Raw genomic sequence first — 21093 nt, 5'->3', positions numbered from 1 at the left:
ACCCTAACTTAATTATACGGTCATAGACCAAGGAGATTCATATGTTCTTTTTTCCACGGGACACTGATGTGGAATTTCATCAGGTGCTGGACCGATTTTGGGTTCTAAATCTCCCATACAACGAATTGCCTGTTCTTGGGGATCATATTTATACATTGCCCCACTTGGAGTAACCATATAACCCGTAAGCAACCCTCTTCGTTCATGACTATTTTCTATATCTCGACTTGAAAATCTTTCGTTTTCATGTGTGGGTTTATCACAAGCGTGGCTATGAACATTCGCCACCGCTTTCGCTCCTGGTGGCACTTTATCGAACTCTTTAGTTAAATTAATAGAGTCCCAATTTTCCACATCGCTTTTAATGGGAGATGTAAAACTATAAGTTCCATCTTTATTTTGATAAACGATAGCGCCATATTCAACACAGCTATCTAAAGAAGGTTTATAAATTTGTCCCATCGCAGCTTTTGCCGCATCATCCATAGTGGGATAAGACGAAGGATGAGAAACTTTTTGTTTTTGAGTTGTTGCTTTTAATACATCCCAAACACTCAAATTTTTTGGGCTAGCATCTAACTTTTCAGCCTCAGCCCATACCGGATGTTCTTTAACGCCTCCAGCCATAAGGTAAAAATATAATAAAAATTAGAATATAGTAAAGATTTTTCATGAGTAAGATTGACAACTATGCAAAGCTAATAAAAACTTAACCCTCTCCTATGTTTATATTTCGAACGATGTTTTTAATGCTCCTGTTTAGTTTTTCGCTTTGTGGAGAAACTGTTTTCACAGATCCGCTAATCCAAAAAGTGGTGTCGCTTCATGACCAAGCTTTAAACGGAAACTCAAAGGACGTCCAAAAAGCCGAAGAAGTGATAAATCAGGCCTTGCTTCAATCGCCCGATAATCAATTGTTGCGAGCTTATCTCGGAAGCTTGTTAACGATTAAAAGCAGCAAAGCATTGCCAGGTATCAAAAAATGGAAATATTTTACTGGTGGACTTAAAATGATGGATGATGCTGTTGATGCCGCTCCTCATGATGTAGCCGTACGACTAGTGCGCGCGATGAATAATTCTCAACTGCCCCGAATTTTCAATCGTCGCGATAATGCGCGTGCTGACTTTCAATATATTTTTCGTCAATTTGAAAATGATCCACAATTAGCCACCGAATTTAATACAGCGACACAGCAAGCCATTTATTACAATGCCGGAGTTGCTCTTTTAAAATCACGTGCCACTTTGGATGCTAAAGAAGCTTGGGAAAAAGGTCTTGCGCTAGGTAAAAATACAGCTTGGGGCGAAAAAATGGCTAAAGCCATAGAAAAAATTCAGAAAAAAACATGGCGACTCACCCAATCTTAATCTCGCAAAATCGCATTCAAAAACGCACTAAGCAACTCGCGCGCGAAATTCGTGATCATTATCACAAGAAAGATCTTGTTATTCTTGGTCTTTTAAACGGTAGCTTATTTTTTCTTGTTGATTTGTTACGTCATCTTCCTGATCGACTTGAAATTGAATGCTGGCGACTTCGCAGCTATCCCACGGGTCATCGTCAAAGCACAGGAAAAATCGAAGGATTAAAAGAAGGGTTTGGCAATTTTAAAGGAAAACACGTGCTCATTGTGGACGACATTCTCGACACCGGCCTTACCCTTTCCAGTGTAAAAAAAAGATTAATAGAGCTTGGCGCACGCGACGTGAAAATTTGTGTTTTGCTGAAAAAAAAGAAAAAACGTCAACGCCCCATTACCGCTAAATGGGCCGGCTTTGAAATTGGAAATGAATTTGTTTTTGGCTACGGCTTGGATTATGACGGTTATTATCGTCAACTTCCCGATATTCGTTTTCTAAATTAACTTCTCACTAAAAATATGTTCGTCGACCAAATCATCATTCACGCTAAAGCTGGCGATGGTGGCAATGGCTGCTCCAGTTTTCGTCGTGAAAAATATGTCCCACGGGGTGGTCCTGATGGAGGTGACGGAGGTAAAGGAGGCGATATTGTTCTTTACGTCGATCCCAATGTAAACAATCTGGTGGAATTCAAATTTCAACCCATCCTCAAAGCCAAACACGGCCAGCATGGTATGGGAAAACAATGCTACGGCAAAGCGGCTGTCGATCAAATTTACAAAGTTCCCGTTGGCACTGTAGTTTATCGACTACCCGACGAATCCCTGCACGAACCTTTGCGTTCACCCAAACGGGATGAAACAAAACGCATCTACCCTTTAGTGGCCGATTTGACTATCCCCCACACCTCTTACATTTTATGCCAAGGTGGTCGAGGCGGTCGAGGCAATATCCACTTCAAATCCTCCACCAATCGAGCTCCGCGACGTTGCGAAGAAGGCTTTCCAGGAGAAGAAGGCCGTTTCCTTTTGGAAATGAAAACCATTGCTGACATAGGTCTAGTCGGCTATCCCAATGCCGGCAAATCCACCTTGCTTTCTAAAATTTCCGCAGCACAACCGAAAATTGCTTCCTACCCTTTCACCACCTTAACTCCTAACCTTGGCGTTGTCGAACTCCCCAAATACCAACGTTTCACCGTAGCCGACATTCCTGGTTTAGTCGAGGGCGCACACAAAGGAGTTGGATTAGGACACGACTTTTTGCGCCACATCGAACGTTGCAAAGCTTTTCTCTTTGTTTTAGACATGGCCGGCAGCGAAGGTAGAGATCCGAAAAAAGATTTTCAACAACTTCGAAAAGAACTCAAACTCTTTCGAGCCGACCTTGCGAAGCGTCCCTTTCTTATTGCTGCTAATAAAATGGATTTACCCGTAGCGCCCGAAAATTTGAAAGCATTCAAAAAAAGTTTTCGCCATAAAATCATTCCTATTTCAGCTAATGCAGAAATGGGCATTGATTTATTGAAAAAAACTTTATCAACTCTCTTACTGGAAACTGATAGCTAACAGCTTTTCCTCCACGCTTGACGAATAACCACTTTACCTTCATCCAAAAACTGCTTTTCAAAATCAGATTTGGGATAATTCGGATCCGGCTTCCAAAAGCAACCCTCAAAATCATGACTCGTTTTCATAACTCGAATAATTTCCAAAAAATAACCCGGATGATCCAAAGTCAAACGCAACTCCCCTCCTGTTTCTAACACCCGAGCACAATGAAAAATAAAATCAGATTGAAATAAACGATTTTTTTGTTGTTTGCGTTTCGGCCACGGATCGGGATGCATCACATGAATCACAGCCACCGAATTAGATGGCACCAAATAAGATAAAAAATACGATGTTTCCAATCGTAACACGCGCAAATTTTCCAAATGAAAATGTTTGATTTTTTTAGCAATTTTTTCTGCTCTCCCTTTAAGACGTTCCACTGCTAAAACATTAATATGAGAATTCTGTTGAGCCAATGCCACGGCAAATCCTCCATCTCCAGCCCCCAAATCTATATGAACCGGTTGAGATAAAGAAAAAACATTCTTCCACTCTATCGGCGAAAGAATGTCTTCGAATTGAACAATCTCATTCACGAGCCCAAAATTTTTTCTAAATAACGCTCCACATCAAACGGAAGAAAATCCTCCGCCTTCTCTCCCACACCCATCCATAACGGCTGCAATTGGCATTCAGAAGCGATTCCAACCAAACTTCCTCCCGTGCCGGCACCATCCATCTTAGTGGCAATCACACCACTCAATGGCACATGCTTTTGAAATTCTCTCGCTTGATTCAAAGCGTTCGATCCCGTCGCAGCATCAATCACCAATAGCGTCTCATGAGGAGCATCGGGAGCCGCTTTCTTCAAAACGCGAATTAACTTAGCCAATTCTTGCATGAGATTCGCCTTTGTATGCTGACGTCCCGCTGTATCAATAATTAAAATGTTTGCGCCCTCTTTCTGCGCTTCTTGATAACCACTAAAAGCGAGTGCCGCAGAATCACCACCATAATTTCCTGCCGTCACCGGTACACCAATTTTTTCGCCCCATAACTTTAACTGCTCGATCGCAGCGGCTCGAAACGTGTCACCCGCTACCAAACGAATTCGATTCCCTTTTTGCTGATAGTATTGTGCCAATTTCGCAGCTGACGTAGTTTTGCCAACGCCATTGACACCAACCAGCACAATCACGTGCATGGGCTTTTGCAAGGATCGTGATGTCGAGTTATGCAACAGTTTTTTAATTTCTTGTCGCGTCGCACTAATCGCATCATTTCCGCTCCAAAAACTTTGTTGCTCTTTTAAATTTTCTACAAAATGAATAGCAAACTTCGCACCAAAATCCGCTTGAATGAGCTCCGCCTCAATCTCCTCCCAATTTGGAGTTTTACCAGAAACTTGAGCTGCAACTTTTTTAAAAAACCCTAACATGATCTATCTCACATACTACTTTTTAACCGCGCTCCGAGCCGGTCGCAATAAATCTTCACGAAACCGATCCAAAATTCCGTTCACAAACTTTCCTGAATCGTCCGTTCCAAATTTCTTTGCCAACTCAATCGCTTCATTAATAGAAACAACCGGCGGAATATCTTCACGATACTTCATTTCATACAACCCCAAACGCAACACATTTCTATCCATTACCGCAATGCGATCCAACGCCCAATTCTCAGCAAACTGAATAATTAACGCATCCAACTCCGCTTCTTTTTCAATCACTCCGCGAATCAAACCTTGAGCAAACTCTTTCACTTTGGGATCCACGGTTTGTCGCTCCCAAAAATCGGCCAACCGTTTTTCCAAATCCTCAGCAAAAATTCCCCATTGATAAAGAAACTGAACCGCATATTCCCTAGCTAAACGACGTTTTTTCATAATTTACACATTCAACTGCGCCATCGCTAAAGCCGTGCGAGCAGCTTCTGCACCACGATTCATTTTTTTACCGCAACAACGAGCGCGCGCTTGAGCAGCATTTTGCACAGTCAACACTTCAAAAATAACCGGCACTTCATACTGCAAACCAATCGTCATGCACGCTCGTGCACATTCTTCAGCAATCAATCGCGCATGATCCGTTTGCCCCTGCCAAATTAATCCCAAAGCAATCAACGCATCATACTTCTTCTTAGCCAACTTAGCCAAAACAAATGGAATTTCAAAAGCCCCCGGCACACGCAACACTTTCACTTCATGTTGAATCAACTCTTTTTCAGCCGAAGCTAATAAACCATCTGTATATTCTGCATTATATTGAGAACAAACAATGCCAACCTTATATTTCATACCATTTTCAATTTGCCGCGCGATTCACCAAGAAGCAAATGCCAGCTATTCTCTAAATTCGCAATTCAATTTTTCTTTCAAAAACTGTTTTAATCGGTCGTGAGCTTGATTCACCTCAACATCAGTCAACGTTTTTTCAGAGGATTGATACCGAATAGAATAAGCCATTGACTTGAGATCAGTCGATAATTTTTTCCCGGTTTCATCCTGATAAACATCAAATAAAATAGCTTCTTGAAAATAGGAATTTTGGAATGCGGCAAAAACATCTTGCACCATTTGTGCATTCACTTTTTTTTGCACTACCAACGCAATATCCCGTAAACTTGAGGGATAAATCGGCCATGGTTTAAAATGTTTCACAGAAGAAGTTTTCAACCAATTTTCCAAGGAGATTTCCGCATAATAAACCGGCTGCTTGATTCCCAGTGCTTTTAATTCTTTTGGTGCTAAAATTTGCAAATTAACTTGCGGCAATTTCAAGGATTCTAAAACTCCTTTTAGATCAAAATAGTCAACACCCTCTTCTTTATCTCGCCAATTTAGCGGAGTGCGATTACCCGATAGCAGCAAACCAAGATGCCAACTTTCTCCTTGCGACGAAGATGAGAATGAAAAAACTTTAGCAATTTCAAACAAACGTAAACTTTTATTGCCATGATTCCAATTTTCCACAGCCACTCGCAATAACTGACTTTTCAAAGAAGCGCGAAGATGGGTTTGATCGGAAGTCATGGGATTGGCTATTTCAATTTCATCTTGTTTATCCTGACTCAACGGACTTGTTACCACTTCAAAAAATCCCAGTCCAATTAACTGTTGTTTTAAATCGGCCAAGCGATCGTAATCTTGATCTCGCTCACTTTGATAAGAAGGTTGAAATTGGATGCGTGAAGGAATCCGATCCAAACCAATGGTTCGAGAAGTTTCTTCGATTAAATCAATTTCTCGCTCTAAATCCGGTCGCCAGCTTGGAGTCAACCATTCTACCGCTTCCTCCGACTCTTTTTTCAGTTTGCTACCTAATGATTGCAAAGCTTGTTTAATTTCTTCGCGTGGTGCAAAAATTCCTAAAACCGAATCCACTCGATTCCATCGCAAAGCAATGGGATGACGTTTGCCATCAAAATGCCCTACTGCCGTTTGTGCAACGGGTTTAGTTGACCCCATTAAATAATGCACCGCTTGATTCCTTGCCTTCAACACTGTCGCGGCATCTACACCTCGTTCAAAACGATAAGAAGAATCCGTTGATAAATTTAATCGACGACTTGTCGCACGAACTAAAGAAGGAGTAAAACAAGCCACTTCCAATAAAATTCGTTTTGTATCCGTTGTCACTGCCGTCGCCTCTCCTCCAATTACTCCCGCAATGGCAACGACTCCGTTATCGTCGGCAATCACCATATCGTTTTCTGTTAAAACATATTCCCGATGATCTAAAGCCAACAATTTTTCACCTGGCTTGGCAAATCGAACGTGCAAACCTTGTTTTAACGAAAGCTTATCACGATCAAAAACGTGCATCGGATGCCCCCATTCTAACATAAGATAGTTGGTCATATCCACCGCGTGATTGATTGCTCTTAATCCTGCGGTTTCTAAGCGTTGTTTAATTTTTTCTGGACTGCTTGTTACTTGAATTTCGTCAAACGCCGTTAAAGAATAACAAGAACAATTTGCATTCACCGAAAAATCCAACTCCGGTAAATCTGGCGAAGTAGTGTTCTCAATCTTTTGATAAGCCGGTTGCCACTGCGCCAATCCCAACGTCACCAACTCACGTGCTAACCCGTAATAACTCAATAAATCCGGCCGATTCGGTGTAATTTCCAAATCCAACACGGTTACAGATTTAAAAATCTCTTTTAATGGTGTTCCAGGTTTTGTCTCGCCATCTAAAATAAGAAGCCCTTCCGAGTCTCCAGCCAATTCCAACTCCTTGGCTGAACACATCATTCCTTGAGAAAGTTCACCTCGCAACTTGGATTCTTTAATCTTAAAATTTCCCGGCAAAATCGCTCCGGGTAAAGCCAAAGGGACTTTGTCTCCAATCCGATAATTTTTTGCGCCACAAACAATCTGACGCGTTTCCGAACCGATCGAAACTTGACAAACGCTCAACCGATCAGCTGAAGGATGTTTTTCGGAGCTTAAAATTTCTGCAACGACAACATGATCCAAATTTCCTCCAATATGCGTGACGTTTTCAACTTCGATGCCCGTCATCGTAATCGCATCGACCAGCTCATTTTCTGGCAAGGTAATTTCGACAAAATCCGACAGCCATTCGAGAGAAACTTTCATAACATTACCAAGCTTTTAAGAGAGTTGCGCTTCTAAAGCGCGAATCTGATCACGCAACGAAGCTGCTGTTTCAAAATTTTCATTGATCACAGCCTTCCTCAAATCTCCTTGCAACGCTGCCAATTTATCTTTGATGTGCTGTTTTTCTTTAAAATTCTTCGGAATTTTCCCTTTATGCTGCACTCCGCGATGCATGTTCTTGAGCAAAGCTGCCAAACCTTCGGAAAAAGTGTCGTAACATTTTGGACAACCCAATCGACCTAACTTCTTAAAATCCGGTTGCGTAAAACCACATTGCGGACAAATCAACTCTTCACCCTTAGAATCAATTTGTTCACTGGCTCCCAATCCCAGCAACTGATCCGCTAAAGAAAAACCCGTAGGGTCATCAATATTTTTAGCATTCGGACATTTTGCGCAAAGGTCCACCTTGTGCATGACGCCGTTAACGATCTGAGTAAGATGAATCGTTGCAGGCTCTGTACACCCTTCACATCCTGGTGGTCTTTGACTTTTGCCCATGATTTATACTATAGGTGTTCCAGAAGATTGGGTCAACTCGCGGAAGCGGCGTATGATTTCACCCGTTACCTTACCTGGTTTACCATCACCAATCACGCGACTGTCGATTTCTACCACGGGCACCACTTCGGCTCCCGTTCCGGTTAAGAAAAATTCCTCCGAAACAAATAAGTCGTAGCGCGTCAAATTCGTTTCGACCAACGGAAGATTCATCTCTTTAGCGATGTCAAAAATCACTAGTCGAGTGATCCCGCCTAATGCACCAGCATAAATCGGCGGGGTAAAGAGCTTTCCTTTTTTCAAAATAAATATGTTATCCCCGGAACCTTCCGCAACATAACCTTGATCATTGAGCATTACCACTTCTTGAGCGTTAGCGGTATAAGCTTCGATTCTGGCTAAAACATTATTCAAATAATTTAACGATTTAATAGCCGGACTAAATGCGCCAGGAGAAATACGACGCGAAGGTGCGGTCACCACACGCAGTCCCGTGTTATAATACTTCTCCGGATAAAGCTCGATATTATCGGCAATGATAATCACCGAAGCCTTGTCACATTTATCAGGACCTAACCCCAAGGATCCCACACCGCGCGTTACAAGCAGGCGAATATAACCATTTGTCAAGCCATTCGCCTTACAAGTATCGAGAGTTGCTTGACGCAAATCCTCATAACTCATCGGAATCGTAAGCAAAATCGCTTTCGCAGAATCAAAAAGTCGATCTAAATGCTCATCCAATTTGAAGACGCGTTTATTATAAATGCGAATGCCTTCAAAAATGCCATCGCCATAAAGCAAACCGTGGTCAAAAACTGAAATTTTTGCCTCGGCTTTTTCATAGAGCTGTCCATCAATATAAACCTTCATAACTTCACCAACTGCCCATCTTTTAATTGTAATTGTTGTGTGCCGCACGCAGCGATTCCGCCATCATGAGTCACGAGCACAGCAGTCAACCCTTCTCTTTGTTGTAAATCAAGTAATAAATCAAGCACCCGCTTGCCCGTTTGCACATCCAGATTACCCGTCGGTTCATCTGCTAAAATCAAATCCGGCTGATTCATCAAAGCGCGCGCGATCGCCACACGCTGCTGTTCGCCCCCTGAAAGCTCTGAGGGGCGATGTTCCATGCGATGACTCAAGCCAACTTGATCCAAAAGCAAATGCGCCCGCTCTTTAGCCCCTTTCCCTCCAATCATCGCTGCCAACATCACATTTTCCAAAGCGGACAATTCCGGCAATAAATAATAAAATTGAAAAATAAACCCAATACGACGATTTCTTAACTCACTCAAAGCATTTTTTCCTAAGCGATAAAGTGATTGATTATCCAACAACACTTCGCCTTCATCCGGTTTTTCCAAACCACCCAGAATTTGCAACAAAGTTGTTTTGCCCGTCCCGGAAGCCCCTTGAATTGTGGTGAGCTGACCTTGCAAAAAAGAATAAGTCACCGACGACAAAACACCTATTTGATTATGCCCGAGCGTAAACGTTTTTTTAATATTTTTGGCTTCAAATGATTTCATAATTCATCATTCATAACGCAACGCGCGCGCGGGCTGCAAACGTGCCGCACTCCAAGCAGGAATCAATGCTGCCAACACACAAATCACAACCGCCGACAAACAAATAACCACAATACTATGTTCATTAATTTGTGCAGGAATACTGCTAAATTGGTAAATTTCGTCAGGAAAAATCTCGATCCCAAATGCTTGCGATAAAAATTGCGCCACCGAATTTCGAAAACGTAACAACAATAAGCCACTTCCCAAACCCAACAAACTTCCAAGAACACCCACTACCAAACCGTGAGAAAGAAAAACCCAAAGAATTTGATATTCCTTAGCGCCCAACGCTTTCAAAACACCAATTTCTCGCGACTTTTGAACCGTAATCGTAATAAGCGTACTGGTTAACCCAAACGCCGCGACCACCACAATGAAAAGTAACAAAAAAAACATCACATTTCTTTCCACGGCAATCGCACTAAAGAGTTGACGATTGAGATCCATCCACGTGTAAGCCCGAATCGGCGCTTTTAATTGCTGATTCAAACGATTCTTAACCTCGGGAGCCTTCAAAGGATCTTTTAAACGAACCGCAATGCCATGCACTCCATCTCCTAACCCATACATTTCCTGAGCCGTTTCCAAAGAAGTTAAAATAAAATTCGCATCGTAATCATACATCCCTGTCGAAAAAATGCCTGTCACTAATAACTCTGTTGGCAACGTTGTCTCTTGCTTGCCCGTTTTCGCAGCGCGACGAAACTCTTCAATATGACGCGGCGAAAAAATAAGAATTTTATCACCTACTTCGATTTTATTTTTTTCCGCATATTGATCACCAATAATTACTGATTCCCCTTCCAAAAAGAATTCTCCCGCTACAATAAAATGCTTTAATCCAATCACCGACTCTTCACGCGCAGGATCAATACCGCGAATTGCCGGTGTGGAAATTCTCTCTTGGAAATTCACTAAAACAGGTCCCATAACAAAAGGGCTCACCCCTACCACTTCCGGATCTTTTTGCACACGAATCAAAATATTTTGATAATCTCTCAAAATTTCATAATTGGTAATAGTAATATGCGCCGTAAATCCCATTACTTTTTCCCGCAAATCTTTTTCAAAACCGCTCATCACGGAAATGACGATAATTAACACCATCACTCCCAATGTGACCCCCAACAAAGAAAGAACAGTAATAATGGAAACAAAAGTGCGTTTAGGCTTGAGGTAACGTAACGCCAGAAAGAGCTCGAAAGGCAATTTCATAAAAACCTTCGATGCAATTACTCTTTCTCAGGTTTCGTTTGTTCAATCATTTTTTTAAATTCGGGCAACTTTTGAATTTCTTGCAAACGTTCATCCTCAAGGATTTCTTTTTTTAGATCACTCGTTCCATAACGAATTGCCTTTTCCAAAGTTTGGATGGCTTCTTTTGTTTGATCATTCGAGGCATACAAAACACCTAAATCATAAGATAACTCAGGATTTTTAGGATCGACCATCTCCCAACGTTTTAAGACTTTGAAAAAAGAATCAATTTGATCCGCGCCTAACATAGCCTCCGCAAACTGTTGCCATTGCTCAGCCGTATAATTCGCATAAGGCATAAGTTGATCAATCAAACGATTGGCTGCTGCCAGGTCATTCATTTGAAGATAAAAAGTGAGCAGCGCATAGCCTTGTTGAAAAGCGCCCTTACTTTGATTTACGGCTTGCTCGAGTTGAGCACGCTGGCCAACTTGTTGTTGTCGAACTTTCAGATTTTCAATCAATCCATCGATTTGCGTATTGTTGGGATCGAGTTTTTTCAAGTTATCTGCAAGTATTTGAGCTTCAGAAAAACGATTTTGATTTGCATACAAATCGGCCAATCGAAAAACAACTTCCGCATTATCCGGTGCCATTTCTAAAGCTTGTTTATAAGCATACTCTGCTTCGGCCAACAAGTTTCGATACATATAAACATTCCCAATCGAGCTACGCAATTTGGAAAAAGACATTTTAGCCGGTCGATCCGCTCGAAACTTCGGATTTTCCACCAACTTTTTTGTGTAAGCATCCCAATAAGCGCGATCTTTTTGAATCACATCTTGTGGAATTTGTTTTAAGGGTTCCTTATTAATTTTGAGACACAATCCAAAAGGTGTCGCATAAGGATAATACCAATCCATCGGGAAACTTTCTTCGATATAAAAAGCGCGGGTTTCTTTGTTTTTATCAAAAATCATTTTTGAAATGAGACCATTAATCGCGAATACCCCTTGAATCCCTTCAACCGTAATTTTGCCATCTTCCGATTCCTGACCCGCCTGCTCCATATAACTCTGAAAAGCCTGTTGCACTTCCTCGTCTGTAGGCAAAATCAAAGGATCTTTAGGATACATTTCATCACGCCCCAACCATCTTTCAAAAGCATTGTAATGCGTGCGTCGCGACACATCGTAATGTGAACGGATGTATTTCATGTAAGTGCCGTCTGCGAGCGCATTCTGCGTGATTAATGCCAAATCCGATCGATCAAAACTCGGATCGCGTTTCCATCTTGGATTTTGCGTGCTCTCACAAAAAATCGTATAGGTTGGCACAAACCGTCCGGGATCGGTTCCCCCAAAAACCACAGCCTCTCGATCCATATCTCGCAACATATCGGTGCCATACATCCACCCAAACCAATGGTTTCGTTGCTCACATTCCGCATAATTAATAAAAAATGGCAACAAGGGCAACGCAACCACAGCATAACCTAAGGGCGCAATTTTAGGTACCCTTAAAAATAAAAAGAGCAACGCAAAAGCCACTCCATACGCTACCCAGATCGTAAAAATACAATGACTTTGCAAAAGAAAAGTTTTCCCTACCCATTGCGATTGATTATCCAATCCCGCATTCATAATAAACATTTGAAAAGCGCTCATGAACAAAAAAGCTGCCAGCGTAAATCCCAACCATTGCGGCGCCCGATGGGAAAGCCGCATAATAAATAAAAAGACAAATAGAGGCGTAATCAAAACCGGCCAGGAAATATTATTCGCCAGATTCAAAAAATATACCTTTAGCAAAATCCCAATACGCTCAAACTGACTCAGCGTTGCTCCTCCCTGCCCAGCAGCACCTTCGATCGGCACCCCCACCAAAGGCGCAACAAAACGTTTGATCGTAGCTGCCATATTATCGGCATACTGCCCGCGATTAATGGCATGATAAAAACCTTGTCGCTCACTCGCATAACCCCAATTCATCGGCGGATTGGTTTTCGAAGCAAACGGCATATAAGCATAAACGCTAAGCCCTAACCAAGTTGCAATAAAAATTTTCCCAACAAATTTCCAGGAAAAATGAAAATGATCCAATGTTTTACACAAAATAATCGAAACAATACTTGCGATAATAGCAATGATTCCCACTCTTTTTCCTACTTCGATTAATTGTTCATCCGCAGACAACCAACAAAAATAAGCCAAAACCGATGTGGCAGTTAGCAAAATGGCAACGAGAAAAAGAAGCAAAAAATCCCGACGCACAAACCACACACCAATAAAAAATGCTGGAAAAATAAAAAGCAAAGTATGGTGATTCGTTAATCCCAACGCCAAAACCAACGCTGTCATTACCAACCAATTTTCTCGCTTAGGGTTCAAGACCCAGCGATAAAAACACAATAAAGTCAAACTCAGAAAAAAAGCGTTTAAGGTATAAACCTCAGCAATCACGGATTGACTCCACATCACATCACTAAAAGCCAAAACACTGCTTCCCACCAAAGCTCCGATGACAGCCACTTTTTTAGCCAAATCCTCTGAAACACCAGAGATACTCGTTAAAATCCAGCGCAACGAATGCACCATCAACAAGGCAAAAAAGCTGATTGCAGCCGCACCACAAATAGCAGAAACTAAGTTAACCCGCCACGCAACATTACCAAAAGGCAACAAGTTAGAAACCAGATAAGAAAAAATGGTCCAAGTTGGATAACCCGGAGGATGCGGCACACCCAAATGCACCGCTGCCGTAATAAATTCACCCGAATCTTCCAACGTCACATTCGGCGCCAAGGTATAAACATAAACAATAAAAGCGATCAACCCTGCCACTAACGCAGTTAAACGATCTACCTTCAAAAATGGTCTATTAATTTCATTTTCGGACGTCGCCTGTTGGTCTTTTTTCATAAAATAAATTTTTCTAGCAAAACCTTGGCTTAAGCCAAGTGATTAAACCTTATCTCCCCAATAAATTCTGCAACCTAAGACGCACCACCTGCCAGATCGCTTCACGAGCAATGGCGAAAGACATCTTAGATTGGCCTGCGCGTCTTTCCTCAAAAACAATAGGAATCTCTATAATGCGAAACTTTTTTTTCCACGCTAAATAAGTCAATTCAATTTGAAACGCATAACCATTAGAACGAACCTTGCTCAAATCCAAAGTTTCCAAAACAGAGCGACGAAAACATTTATAACCTCCTGTCGGATCACTAAAAGGCATACCCGTAATCATCTTCACATACTTAGCGGCACCCAAACTTAATAACAATCGCGAGATTGGCCAATTCAACACTCGCACGCCATGAATATAACGTGAACCTAACACCACATCCCCCCCTTTTTTGATCGCCTCAATAAAATGCGGAATCATTGTAGGATCATGCGATAAATCCGCATCCATTTCAAAAACCAACTCATACTCTTTCTGTAGCGCCCAAGCAAATCCCGCTAAATAAGCCGTGCCCAATCCCAGTTTTTTATCACGTTCTAACAAAAATATGGAAGCACTAAACTCTGGCCGACTTTTAATCCATTCCTGCGTGCCATCTTGTGAGGCATCATCCACAAATAATTTATCGATAACATAATCGCCACAAACTTGCGGAAGTCGTTCCCATAAAGCAGATAAATTTTCTGCCTCATTATAAGTTGGAATCACAATTAAGGCTTTAGGCATATTTCAAAGCGTTATGAATCGGTTTTACCACAGCTTGCCAAGAAAAATGGTCCGAAAAATCTTCATCCCATTCCCGGTGTCTTTTTTGACGCGCCAACTCCACCAGCGCTTCCGCAAATTCATTCACTGTCTCAGCAAAACGCACATCCGATTTTTTTTCAAACATTCGAAATAAAGCTTTTAACCGAAAACTGACCACAGGCAACCCTAGAGCATAATACTCCAAAAATTTGTAAGGATATAATATGTTGGTAGAAGGATCGGGAGGATAAGGTAGAAATCCAACATCCCCAGCCGCTAAATAAGGTAGTAACGCTTCCTGACTCATAAAATCTAAGCAATGCACCCGATCCCGCTTTAACTCTCGCTTGACTGCACTGTAATCTTTACCGCCGGCAATAATCACAAAATGCAAAGAAGTTTCGACAGCTAAAGCTTGTTGCACAATCGCAAGCAACTCTTCTTGCCCATGATGTGGCTCAATCGTGCCATGGTAAACCGCTAGCAATCCTTCTCCACAAAATTGTTTCCTAACGTCATCCATTTTTTTAACATCAATTTTTTCCCGACAAAAAAAAGATAAATCCACGCCATCCCCATTCACACAAATTTTTTTAGCTAAAATAGGTCGCTCCTTTTCCACACGCTCCGCCATTTCTGGCGAAATCATAAAAATTCGATCGTGCCAACTCAATAACCACGCCTCCAAAGCAATCAAACGCGCCATCCATTTTTGAAAAAAAGCTTTCGAAAATCCAAAATATAACGTTAAAAGATCCGTCGTAACCACAAAACTAGGAATCTCATATAAACTTCCCGCTACCCGTAGTGCTGGAGTTAAAACCACATTCTTGCCAATTAAAACATCGACTTTTTTTTGCCGAAGAAAAAAAAGAAGTTTGGGAACAAACAACAAGCTATACAATATATAACGCAATGTCCTCAATGAAGCATTTCGATGCATATAGAAAGGGTTAAAAGGAATAAACGTGATCTCCCAGCGCCTTTCAATCTCCTCACACGAAGCGTGCGCCGGCGCCATGACCGTCACCTCATGACCCAAACGTTTCAACTCATTAACCACCGCCAACGTGCCGGAGGTACCACCCCCCGTCAAAGGCCAAAAGGGTTCATGCGTGCAAAAAAGAATTTTCATGAGCGAAGTAATTCCAGTTGCCTCATTGTCTTAATTTTTTATCCATTGTGACTCCTCCAAAATTTCTATATCCTATTCATTCAAATATCTCAACATGCAACATCAACAGATCTACTATCAAAATGAAGCTTATACCCAATTTTTAGCGGAATGGGACAAGGATTTTTATAAAAAATATATTGATGCGCTTTGTCCTAAAACAGTTAGTGGTCACATTCTTGATATAGGATGTGGCGTTGGCTATGTAGTAAGCCAACTTCAAGCACGAGGTTACAACGCCCGCGGAGTTGAAGTTTCTGCCACAAGTGTTCAAATGGCCCAGCAATCCAATCTACCTTGCCAGCTTTATGATGGGAAAACACTCCCTTTCCCAGATAATTTCTTTGCCAGCGTAGGATCATTAAACGTTTTGGAACATGTCGAAAATCCCGAACTTTTTATTACCGAACTCGTACGCGTCACACAAAAAGGTGGCCATATCGTTCTATCTAGCCCTAATTTTTACCGTGTCATTGGCTTTCGTGATTATCATCCCAAAATGCGAGGCTTCCGAAGCAAATGGCTTAACTTCAAAACTATTTTACAATTTAAGAAACAAATTAAAACAAATCCAGGGGCTATTCATTTCGAAACAATGACTCCTATCGTTCGAAAAAAATTTCAGCCGGACGACGATGCCATTGTCGCAACAAACCCTTTTCATATGAGTTTTTTTCTTGAAAAAGCAGGCTGTAAAACTCTATCTATCTCCTGCACAGATCGTTACATGTCAAAATTCTTAGATTTTTTGCTTAATGCCACTTTTTTACGTTATTTAATGCTTAATGCTTTTATCCAGGCAAAAAAGCTTTAACTCCATTGCTTTTGAATCAATTTAGATTATAGTTAGATATTGATCATAAAATTTTTGGCTTTAAAAATAAATCGAGCATAATAATTCCATAAAAAACTATTCGTAACAGAAGGATTATGACCGAAACATCAGAACTAGACTTAACTGCACTCCACTTTTTACCAGCTTGGGCAAAAGAAAGTGAAGACCCTAATCGTTACGCCAATTACGAAGCCAAAAATCCTTCGCCCGAAAAAAGAAGAAACGAAAAATGGAATAGCTCAAACCAAAGTAATAAAAATTTTAAAAAAGATCACCGAACTGAAAAACATCATAGCAAAAATTCTAAGCGTCCTTTCTCCTTCAACAAACCATCGATAAAACAAGACTCCCGAGAAAATATTTCTGCAACATTGCCAGGAATCAAAATTAATCTTATTCCCGAAGAAAAAGGTGTGCAATCTCTCACACGCCAAATCAAACTTACCGGCCGTGCTTATCCCATGTTCGACATTGCGCGCATGATTTTACAGAAGCCCGAGCGCTACCATTTCCATATTACAACCGAAAAAAATGAGCTGTTTCTATTTCACTGTCTCTCTGACAACTCATTATGGCTCACCGAAGAAGAAGCGCTGAAACATTTACTGAAACAGTTACTAGAAACTTACTATCGCACGGAAAAAGTCTCAATCGATCCACCTAAAGGCAATTTTACATGCATTGGAATTTGCGGCTTTAGCGGCACGATACTCGGTCCCCCTAACTATCACGATTATCCCAACAAAGTAAGAAAACTTTACACAGAACGTTTCTCCCACATGCCTTTTGAAAAATTCAAAAATCGCATCAAAACTGTTCATGATGAAGCTACAGTCAAACAATGGATTGAAAACCTAAGTTTTAATTTAGAATATCATCCCCTCAAAAGCGCCGAAACCACTCCACTTAAAAATTGGACAGAAGTAGAAACCCATTTTCGCATTCACCACCTGCCAGAATTAATTCAAAAAAACAATTCTCATCAATTCACGCAAATCGAAAAAAATAAACTTTCTCCTATTTTATTTTCTCATCTCAAAAACACAGAACAACAAGAACGCCGTTTTCCCATCAAACTAGTCAACCAACTCAGCCAAGAGTTCTCTAAACACAATCTCCGTTTCTTCAAAGCCAACAAAAACATTACCTACGTTTCCATTGCACGCCCTCAATATCTTGATATTGAACAAACACCCGTCTCGGAAAATATCAAACAAATCATCGATTTCATACAAAATAATCCGCGCACCAATCGCTATCAACTCCTGACCGCATTGATTGCTGACAGTAATTCAACCACTACCGCAGATTCTTCAGAGCTCTCACCTCAGGAAGTTAATATTTTGCGCGATCTTCATTGGCTCATCCATCAAGGTCACGCCATCGAATTTGCCAATGGCCAACTAGAACTTGCAAAAAAACCCAAACCTAAACCTGAAGTAGCAAAGCCTGTCCTTGAAGAAAAAGAAAATAAAATTCCAGAGCAACCCACAGAATCTCACGGAACTACTGAAGAAATTACCCAAATCGAAAATACTCAGGAAAATCAATCCCCCATAACAGAACCTGTTACCGCAGCGACTTCAGAACCGCCGGACAATCCATCACCTAGCTAGAATTCACCCTACTTAATTATCATTCCTTGTCCCCTCTCGTATCACCCTCGGGCTTGACCCGAAGATCCATAATGACAATAAAAAAAATGGTAAAATAACCGCTCAAACCTCATGAAACCGATGCGCAATCGGCATCCTACGCCCACGTCCAAACGCGCGCGAAGTTACCTTTAACCCCAACGCCGCTTGCTGACGTTTATATTCATTGATCGTCACCCAACGCATAATCTTTTTTACTAAGTTGGGCTCTAATCCTGCTTGCACCATATTTTCAAATGACTGGTTATGCTCCACATAACGCGTTAACACCTCATCCAAAATCTCATAAGGAGGCAAAGTGTCTTGATCAGTTTGATCGGGACGCAACTCTGCACTCGGAGCCTTGGTAATCGAAGCCTGTGGAATCGTCTCTTTTTCTCGATTAATCCAGCGCGCCAACTCATAAACCTTCGTCTTGGGCACATCCGCCAACACCGCAAGCGCTCCGCACATATCTCCATACAACGTGCAATAACCCACAGCCAACTCCGACTTATTGCCAGTCGTTAAGACTAAAAAATGAAACTTATTAGACAAAGCCATTAAAATTAATCCTCGCAAACGCGACTGCATATTTTCTTCTGTTACATCCCAAGGCAATTCCTCAAAAACCTTAGCACATTGTTTCTGCACCGATTGAAAAGACTCTTCAATCGGAATAACCTTATAAATAATTCCTAAATTCTTAGTCAAAATTTCCGCATCCGATAAGCTACCCTCACTCGAAAAGCGCGACGGTAAAGAAACTCCCATCACATTTTCTGCACCCAAAGCATGAACCGCTATCACCGCCACCAACGCCGAATCAATCCCACCGCTTAACCCCAAGACTACTTTTTGAAATCCGCACTTTTGCACATAATCGCGCGTGCCCAATACCAACGCTTGAAACAAATTTTCCAATCCATCTCCTAACTGGACATCCGTTCGCTGCTCCATATCCACCATCACCAACTGCTCTTCAAACCCTTTCGCTTGTGCCAAACATTCTCCCGTAGCATTAAAACAAACACTATGTCCATCAAACACCAACTGATCATTGCCTCCCACCAAATTACACAATACAACCGAAATTTTTTCACCCTTTGCCACCGTCTTCAACATTTCATAACGCACCTTTTCCTTCTGCCAATGCCAAGGCGAAGCCGATAAATTAACAATGAGCGTACAACCCTTTTGCTTCAACTCTTCAATCGGATCCTTCACATAACGTCGATCCTTCCAAAAATCTTTGTCATTCCAAATATCCTCACAAATACTCACTCCAACTCGCTTGCCTTGCCACTCAAAATAATCTGAACTTTTACCCGGCTCAAAATAACGATCCTCATCAAAAACATCATACGTTGGCAATAATCGCTTGTGAAAAACTTTTTTAATATCACCATCCTGCAATAAAACGGCTGCATTAAACAACGGACGCCCAGGACGAGACTCATTTTTTTTGATCGTCCCAACCAAAGCTGGCACTTCACCAATCGCTTTTTGCAATCCTGCCAAAGTCTGCTCCGCCTTTTGAAGAAACGCCTCATGCAACAACAAATCCTGTGGCGGATAACCCGTCAACGCCAACTCAGGAAAAACCACCAATTCAGCTCCTTGCAAAACGGCTTGCTGATAAAATTTTAAAACCTTTTCCGCATTCCCCGCCAAATCCCCCACCGTAGTATTAATCTGTGCCAAAGCCAATTTCATCCCGAAGGCTCCCGTTTAATATAAACATCCACCAACTGTCCCACATAAACATTAGTTGCTGGAGGATCAAATTGATAAATGACCTGCAGCACCCGCGTGTCCACTCGCTCCATCGTATCACCCGTCAAGGATCGTTTTGGAACCACATAAGGCTCAATCCTCACAAACTTCAAAGGCAATGGTCCACTCGCAATCCCTCGCAAATAAGCCGTCGCTGGCGCATTTGGTTGCACTAACAACGCATTTTGCTCATCCACATCCACACGCACCTGAAGATCCTCTACATTACCCAAAATAGCCATGGGTTCCTCAGGATTCGTCCCCGCAAATTCTCCCGCCCTCACATTCACCTGCAAAACACGACCATCACGAGGCGCGCGCACTTCATGCAACTCCAATTCCACTCCGATTTTTTGAATCTCCGCTTGAGCTGCCTCCACATCTGCCTCCAAACGCGCCACACGCGCTTCCGCTTCTTGTTGCTCAAAATAACGCCTCAACTTCTCGTCCTCCGAAACCACTTTCTCTTTCGCCAAACGTTCCGCTCTTTCCCAACGATCTTTTGCATCCGCCAAAGCCACTTGTTCCGTTTTCAAAGCCGCTTGAGTTGACTTCAATTGAGATCGCGCCAATACCAAACGCGCCACAGTTTCCCGATCATCAATTTTAAATAAAAGCTCTCCTTGCTCCACTCGTTGACCCACCTTCACTGCCACTTCAGAAACCACACCTGCCACTGAAGGCGCAAGCTTCACATTCTCATTCATCGCCTCCACCATACCCACACCTGCCACTGCAGCCTGATAAGGCGATCGCGCAGGCTCCACCAACGGTGGCGCTACAGGTGGCTCTTCACGCATCTTAACCATTAAAAATGCCGTGGCTACAATCCCAAGCACAGCCAAATAAAAAGAAGGCCTTTTCAATAAAAGCAACATAAGAGTTAAATAGCGAAAGCCAACAACTTGCGAAGCATAATTTATTCAACTCATATTAAATAGATCGCTTCCCAACAACATTTTTAAAATATATTTCCTCACCATTTTCACAAAGAAATCGATCCCCAAACATGATTTTTATAAAAAAACCATTGACAAAGAGAGACAAGAGGTAAGAATTTGTGGGGATGAAGGTTAGACTATTTTCCTCAAAAGTTATTTTTCATCTTAAACGCATCATTAACAAACAATATTGGATAGTTAGC

20 protein-coding genes are annotated in these 21093 nt (G+C 41.7%); 5 read left to right on the top strand and 15 right to left on the bottom strand.

Annotation, left to right across the window (positions count from 1 at the left end; all coding sequences use genetic code 11):
- Positions 1-12: 12 nt before the first annotated feature.
- Positions 13-627 (bottom strand): DUF4329 domain-containing protein, encoded by a 615-nt coding sequence (locus K1X66_04710; GenBank protein MBX7157670.1) that lies wholly within the window; start codon positions 625-627, stop codon positions 13-15.
- 95 nt (positions 628-722) lie between these two features.
- Between K1X66_04710 and K1X66_04705 the strand changes: the two genes are divergently transcribed.
- Genes K1X66_04705 through obgE form a run of 3 tightly spaced genes read left to right on the top strand, consistent with a single transcriptional unit; the run spans position 723 to position 2932 of the window.
- Entirely contained in the window at positions 723-1370 is a 648-nt protein-coding gene (locus K1X66_04705; protein MBX7157669.1) for a hypothetical protein, read from the top strand.
- Entirely contained in the window at positions 1349-1867 is a 519-nt protein-coding gene (gene hpt, locus K1X66_04700; protein ID MBX7157668.1) for a hypoxanthine phosphoribosyltransferase, read from the top strand. Before K1X66_04705 ends, hpt begins: the two co-directional genes overlap by 22 nt.
- A gap of 15 nt (positions 1868-1882) precedes the next feature.
- Positions 1883-2932, top strand: a complete 1050-nt coding sequence (gene obgE, locus K1X66_04695; protein ID MBX7157667.1) for a GTPase ObgE — start codon at positions 1883-1885, stop codon at positions 2930-2932.
- On the opposite strand, the gene K1X66_04690 is transcribed toward obgE, so the two are convergent.
- From K1X66_04690 to K1X66_04635, 12 genes are read right to left on the bottom strand one after another with little or no spacing between them, the layout of a single operon-like run.
- On the bottom strand, positions 2929-3513 hold the full coding sequence (locus K1X66_04690) for a tRNA (guanosine(46)-N7)-methyltransferase TrmB (protein MBX7157666.1): 585 nt from the start codon (positions 3511-3513) through the stop codon (positions 2929-2931). The genes obgE and K1X66_04690 overlap by 4 nt on opposite strands.
- Complete coding sequence (gene ftsY, locus K1X66_04685) at positions 3510-4355, bottom strand: signal recognition particle-docking protein FtsY (GenBank protein MBX7157665.1); 846 nt, start codon at positions 4353-4355, stop codon at positions 3510-3512. The genes K1X66_04690 and ftsY overlap by 4 nt, the downstream gene beginning before the upstream one ends.
- 15 nt (positions 4356-4370) lie before the next feature.
- Positions 4371-4802 carry a transcription antitermination factor NusB gene (gene nusB / locus K1X66_04680; protein ID MBX7157664.1) on the bottom strand — a complete coding sequence of 144 codons (432 nt, stop codon included), beginning with the start codon at positions 4800-4802 and terminating at the stop codon, positions 4371-4373.
- Positions 4803-4805: 3 nt separating this feature from the next.
- Positions 4806-5213, bottom strand: a complete 408-nt coding sequence (gene ribH / locus K1X66_04675; protein MBX7157663.1) for a 6,7-dimethyl-8-ribityllumazine synthase — start codon at positions 5211-5213, stop codon at positions 4806-4808.
- A 45-nt stretch (positions 5214-5258) separates the two neighbouring features.
- Positions 5259-7520 (bottom strand): phenylalanine--tRNA ligase subunit beta, encoded by a 2262-nt coding sequence (gene pheT, locus K1X66_04670; GenBank protein ID MBX7157662.1) that lies wholly within the window; start codon positions 7518-7520, stop codon positions 5259-5261.
- A 15-nt stretch (positions 7521-7535) separates the two neighbouring features.
- Positions 7536-8042, bottom strand: a complete 507-nt coding sequence (locus K1X66_04665; GenBank protein ID MBX7157661.1) for a UvrB/UvrC motif-containing protein — start codon at positions 8040-8042, stop codon at positions 7536-7538.
- Between the two features lie 3 nt (positions 8043-8045).
- The gene (gene ilvE / locus K1X66_04660) at positions 8046-8915 is read right to left on the bottom strand and encodes a branched-chain-amino-acid transaminase (protein ID MBX7157660.1); all 870 of its coding nucleotides are present in this window, start codon (positions 8913-8915) and stop codon (positions 8046-8048) included.
- Positions 8912-9577, bottom strand: coding sequence for an ABC transporter ATP-binding protein (locus K1X66_04655; GenBank protein ID MBX7157659.1), 666 nt, complete (start codon positions 9575-9577; stop codon positions 8912-8914). Before K1X66_04655 ends, ilvE begins: the two co-directional genes overlap by 4 nt.
- A gap of 6 nt (positions 9578-9583) precedes the next feature.
- Entirely contained in the window at positions 9584-10834 is a 1251-nt protein-coding gene (locus K1X66_04650) for an ABC transporter permease (GenBank protein MBX7157658.1), read from the bottom strand.
- A 17-nt stretch (positions 10835-10851) separates the two neighbouring features.
- A complete protein-coding gene (locus tag K1X66_04645) occupies positions 10852-13737 on the bottom strand; it encodes a DUF2723 domain-containing protein (GenBank protein MBX7157657.1) in 2886 nt (961 codons plus the stop codon).
- 49 nt (positions 13738-13786) lie between these two features.
- A complete protein-coding gene (locus K1X66_04640) occupies positions 13787-14509 on the bottom strand; it encodes a polyprenol monophosphomannose synthase (GenBank protein MBX7157656.1) in 723 nt (240 codons plus the stop codon).
- Positions 14502-15665, bottom strand: coding sequence for a glycosyltransferase family 4 protein (locus tag K1X66_04635; protein ID MBX7157655.1), 1164 nt, complete (start codon positions 15663-15665; stop codon positions 14502-14504). Before K1X66_04635 ends, K1X66_04640 begins: the two co-directional genes overlap by 8 nt.
- Positions 15666-15759: 94 nt before the next feature.
- On the opposite strand from K1X66_04635, the gene K1X66_04630 reads away from it, so the two are divergent.
- Positions 15760-16518: a class I SAM-dependent methyltransferase gene (locus K1X66_04630; protein ID MBX7157654.1), complete on the top strand. Its 759-nt coding sequence runs from the start codon at positions 15760-15762 to the stop codon at positions 16516-16518.
- Between the two features lie 116 nt (positions 16519-16634).
- Entirely contained in the window at positions 16635-18155 is a 1521-nt protein-coding gene (locus K1X66_04625; GenBank protein ID MBX7157653.1) for a hypothetical protein, read from the top strand.
- A 102-nt stretch (positions 18156-18257) separates the two neighbouring features.
- Here K1X66_04625 and K1X66_04620 read toward each other — a convergent pair whose 3' ends face one another.
- Both K1X66_04620 and K1X66_04615 read right to left on the bottom strand, forming a co-directional pair.
- On the bottom strand, positions 18258-19889 hold the full coding sequence (locus tag K1X66_04620) for an NAD+ synthase (GenBank protein ID MBX7157652.1): 1632 nt from the start codon (positions 19887-19889) through the stop codon (positions 18258-18260).
- Positions 19886-20827, bottom strand: coding sequence for an efflux RND transporter periplasmic adaptor subunit (locus K1X66_04615; protein MBX7157651.1), 942 nt, complete (start codon positions 20825-20827; stop codon positions 19886-19888). Before K1X66_04615 ends, K1X66_04620 begins: the two co-directional genes overlap by 4 nt.
- Between the last annotated feature and the right edge of the window lie 266 nt (positions 20828-21093).

It is taken from the genome of Verrucomicrobiia bacterium (genome assembly GCA_019694135.1).
In the GTDB taxonomy this organism is placed as follows: domain Bacteria; phylum Verrucomicrobiota; class Verrucomicrobiia; order JADLBR01; family JAIBCM01; genus JAIBCM01.
Note: the sequence above shows the minus strand (reverse complement) of the source record. Positions and strands in the feature narration are given on the sequence as shown.

What these genes read in the sequence shown, in the direction of transcription:
- K1X66_04710 (MBX7157670.1), bottom strand. Translation starts at nt 627, where the DNA reads ATGGCTGGAGGCGTTAAAGAACATCCGGTATGGGCTGAGGCTGAAAAG.
- K1X66_04705 (MBX7157669.1), top strand. Translation starts at nt 723, where the DNA reads ATGTTTATATTTCGAACGATGTTTTTAATGCTCCTGTTTAGTTTTTCG.
- hpt (MBX7157668.1), top strand. Translation starts at nt 1,349, where the DNA reads ATGGCGACTCACCCAATCTTAATCTCGCAAAATCGCATTCAAAAACGC.
- obgE (MBX7157667.1), top strand. Translation starts at nt 1,883, where the DNA reads ATGTTCGTCGACCAAATCATCATTCACGCTAAAGCTGGCGATGGTGGC.
- ftsY (MBX7157665.1), bottom strand. Translation starts at nt 4,355, where the DNA reads ATGTTAGGGTTTTTTAAAAAAGTTGCAGCTCAAGTTTCTGGTAAAACT.
- nusB (MBX7157664.1), bottom strand. Translation starts at nt 4,802, where the DNA reads ATGAAAAAACGTCGTTTAGCTAGGGAATATGCGGTTCAGTTTCTTTAT.
- ribH (MBX7157663.1), bottom strand. Translation starts at nt 5,213, where the DNA reads ATGAAATATAAGGTTGGCATTGTTTGTTCTCAATATAATGCAGAATAT.
- pheT (MBX7157662.1), bottom strand. Translation starts at nt 7,520, where the DNA reads ATGAAAGTTTCTCTCGAATGGCTGTCGGATTTTGTCGAAATTACCTTG.
- K1X66_04665 (MBX7157661.1), bottom strand. Translation starts at nt 8,042, where the DNA reads ATGGGCAAAAGTCAAAGACCACCAGGATGTGAAGGGTGTACAGAGCCT.
- ilvE (MBX7157660.1), bottom strand. Translation starts at nt 8,915, where the DNA reads ATGAAGGTTTATATTGATGGACAGCTCTATGAAAAAGCCGAGGCAAAA.
- K1X66_04655 (MBX7157659.1), bottom strand. Translation starts at nt 9,577, where the DNA reads ATGAAATCATTTGAAGCCAAAAATATTAAAAAAACGTTTACGCTCGGG.
- K1X66_04650 (MBX7157658.1), bottom strand. Translation starts at nt 10,834, where the DNA reads ATGAAATTGCCTTTCGAGCTCTTTCTGGCGTTACGTTACCTCAAGCCT.
- K1X66_04645 (MBX7157657.1), bottom strand. Translation starts at nt 13,737, where the DNA reads ATGAAAAAAGACCAACAGGCGACGTCCGAAAATGAAATTAATAGACCA.
- K1X66_04640 (MBX7157656.1), bottom strand. Translation starts at nt 14,509, where the DNA reads ATGCCTAAAGCCTTAATTGTGATTCCAACTTATAATGAGGCAGAAAAT.
- K1X66_04635 (MBX7157655.1), bottom strand. Translation starts at nt 15,665, where the DNA reads ATGAAAATTCTTTTTTGCACGCATGAACCCTTTTGGCCTTTGACGGGG.
- K1X66_04630 (MBX7157654.1), top strand. Translation starts at nt 15,760, where the DNA reads ATGCAACATCAACAGATCTACTATCAAAATGAAGCTTATACCCAATTT.
- K1X66_04625 (MBX7157653.1), top strand. Translation starts at nt 16,635, where the DNA reads ATGACCGAAACATCAGAACTAGACTTAACTGCACTCCACTTTTTACCA.
- K1X66_04620 (MBX7157652.1), bottom strand. Translation starts at nt 19,889, where the DNA reads ATGAAATTGGCTTTGGCACAGATTAATACTACGGTGGGGGATTTGGCG.
- K1X66_04615 (MBX7157651.1), bottom strand. Translation starts at nt 20,827, where the DNA reads ATGTTGCTTTTATTGAAAAGGCCTTCTTTTTATTTGGCTGTGCTTGGG.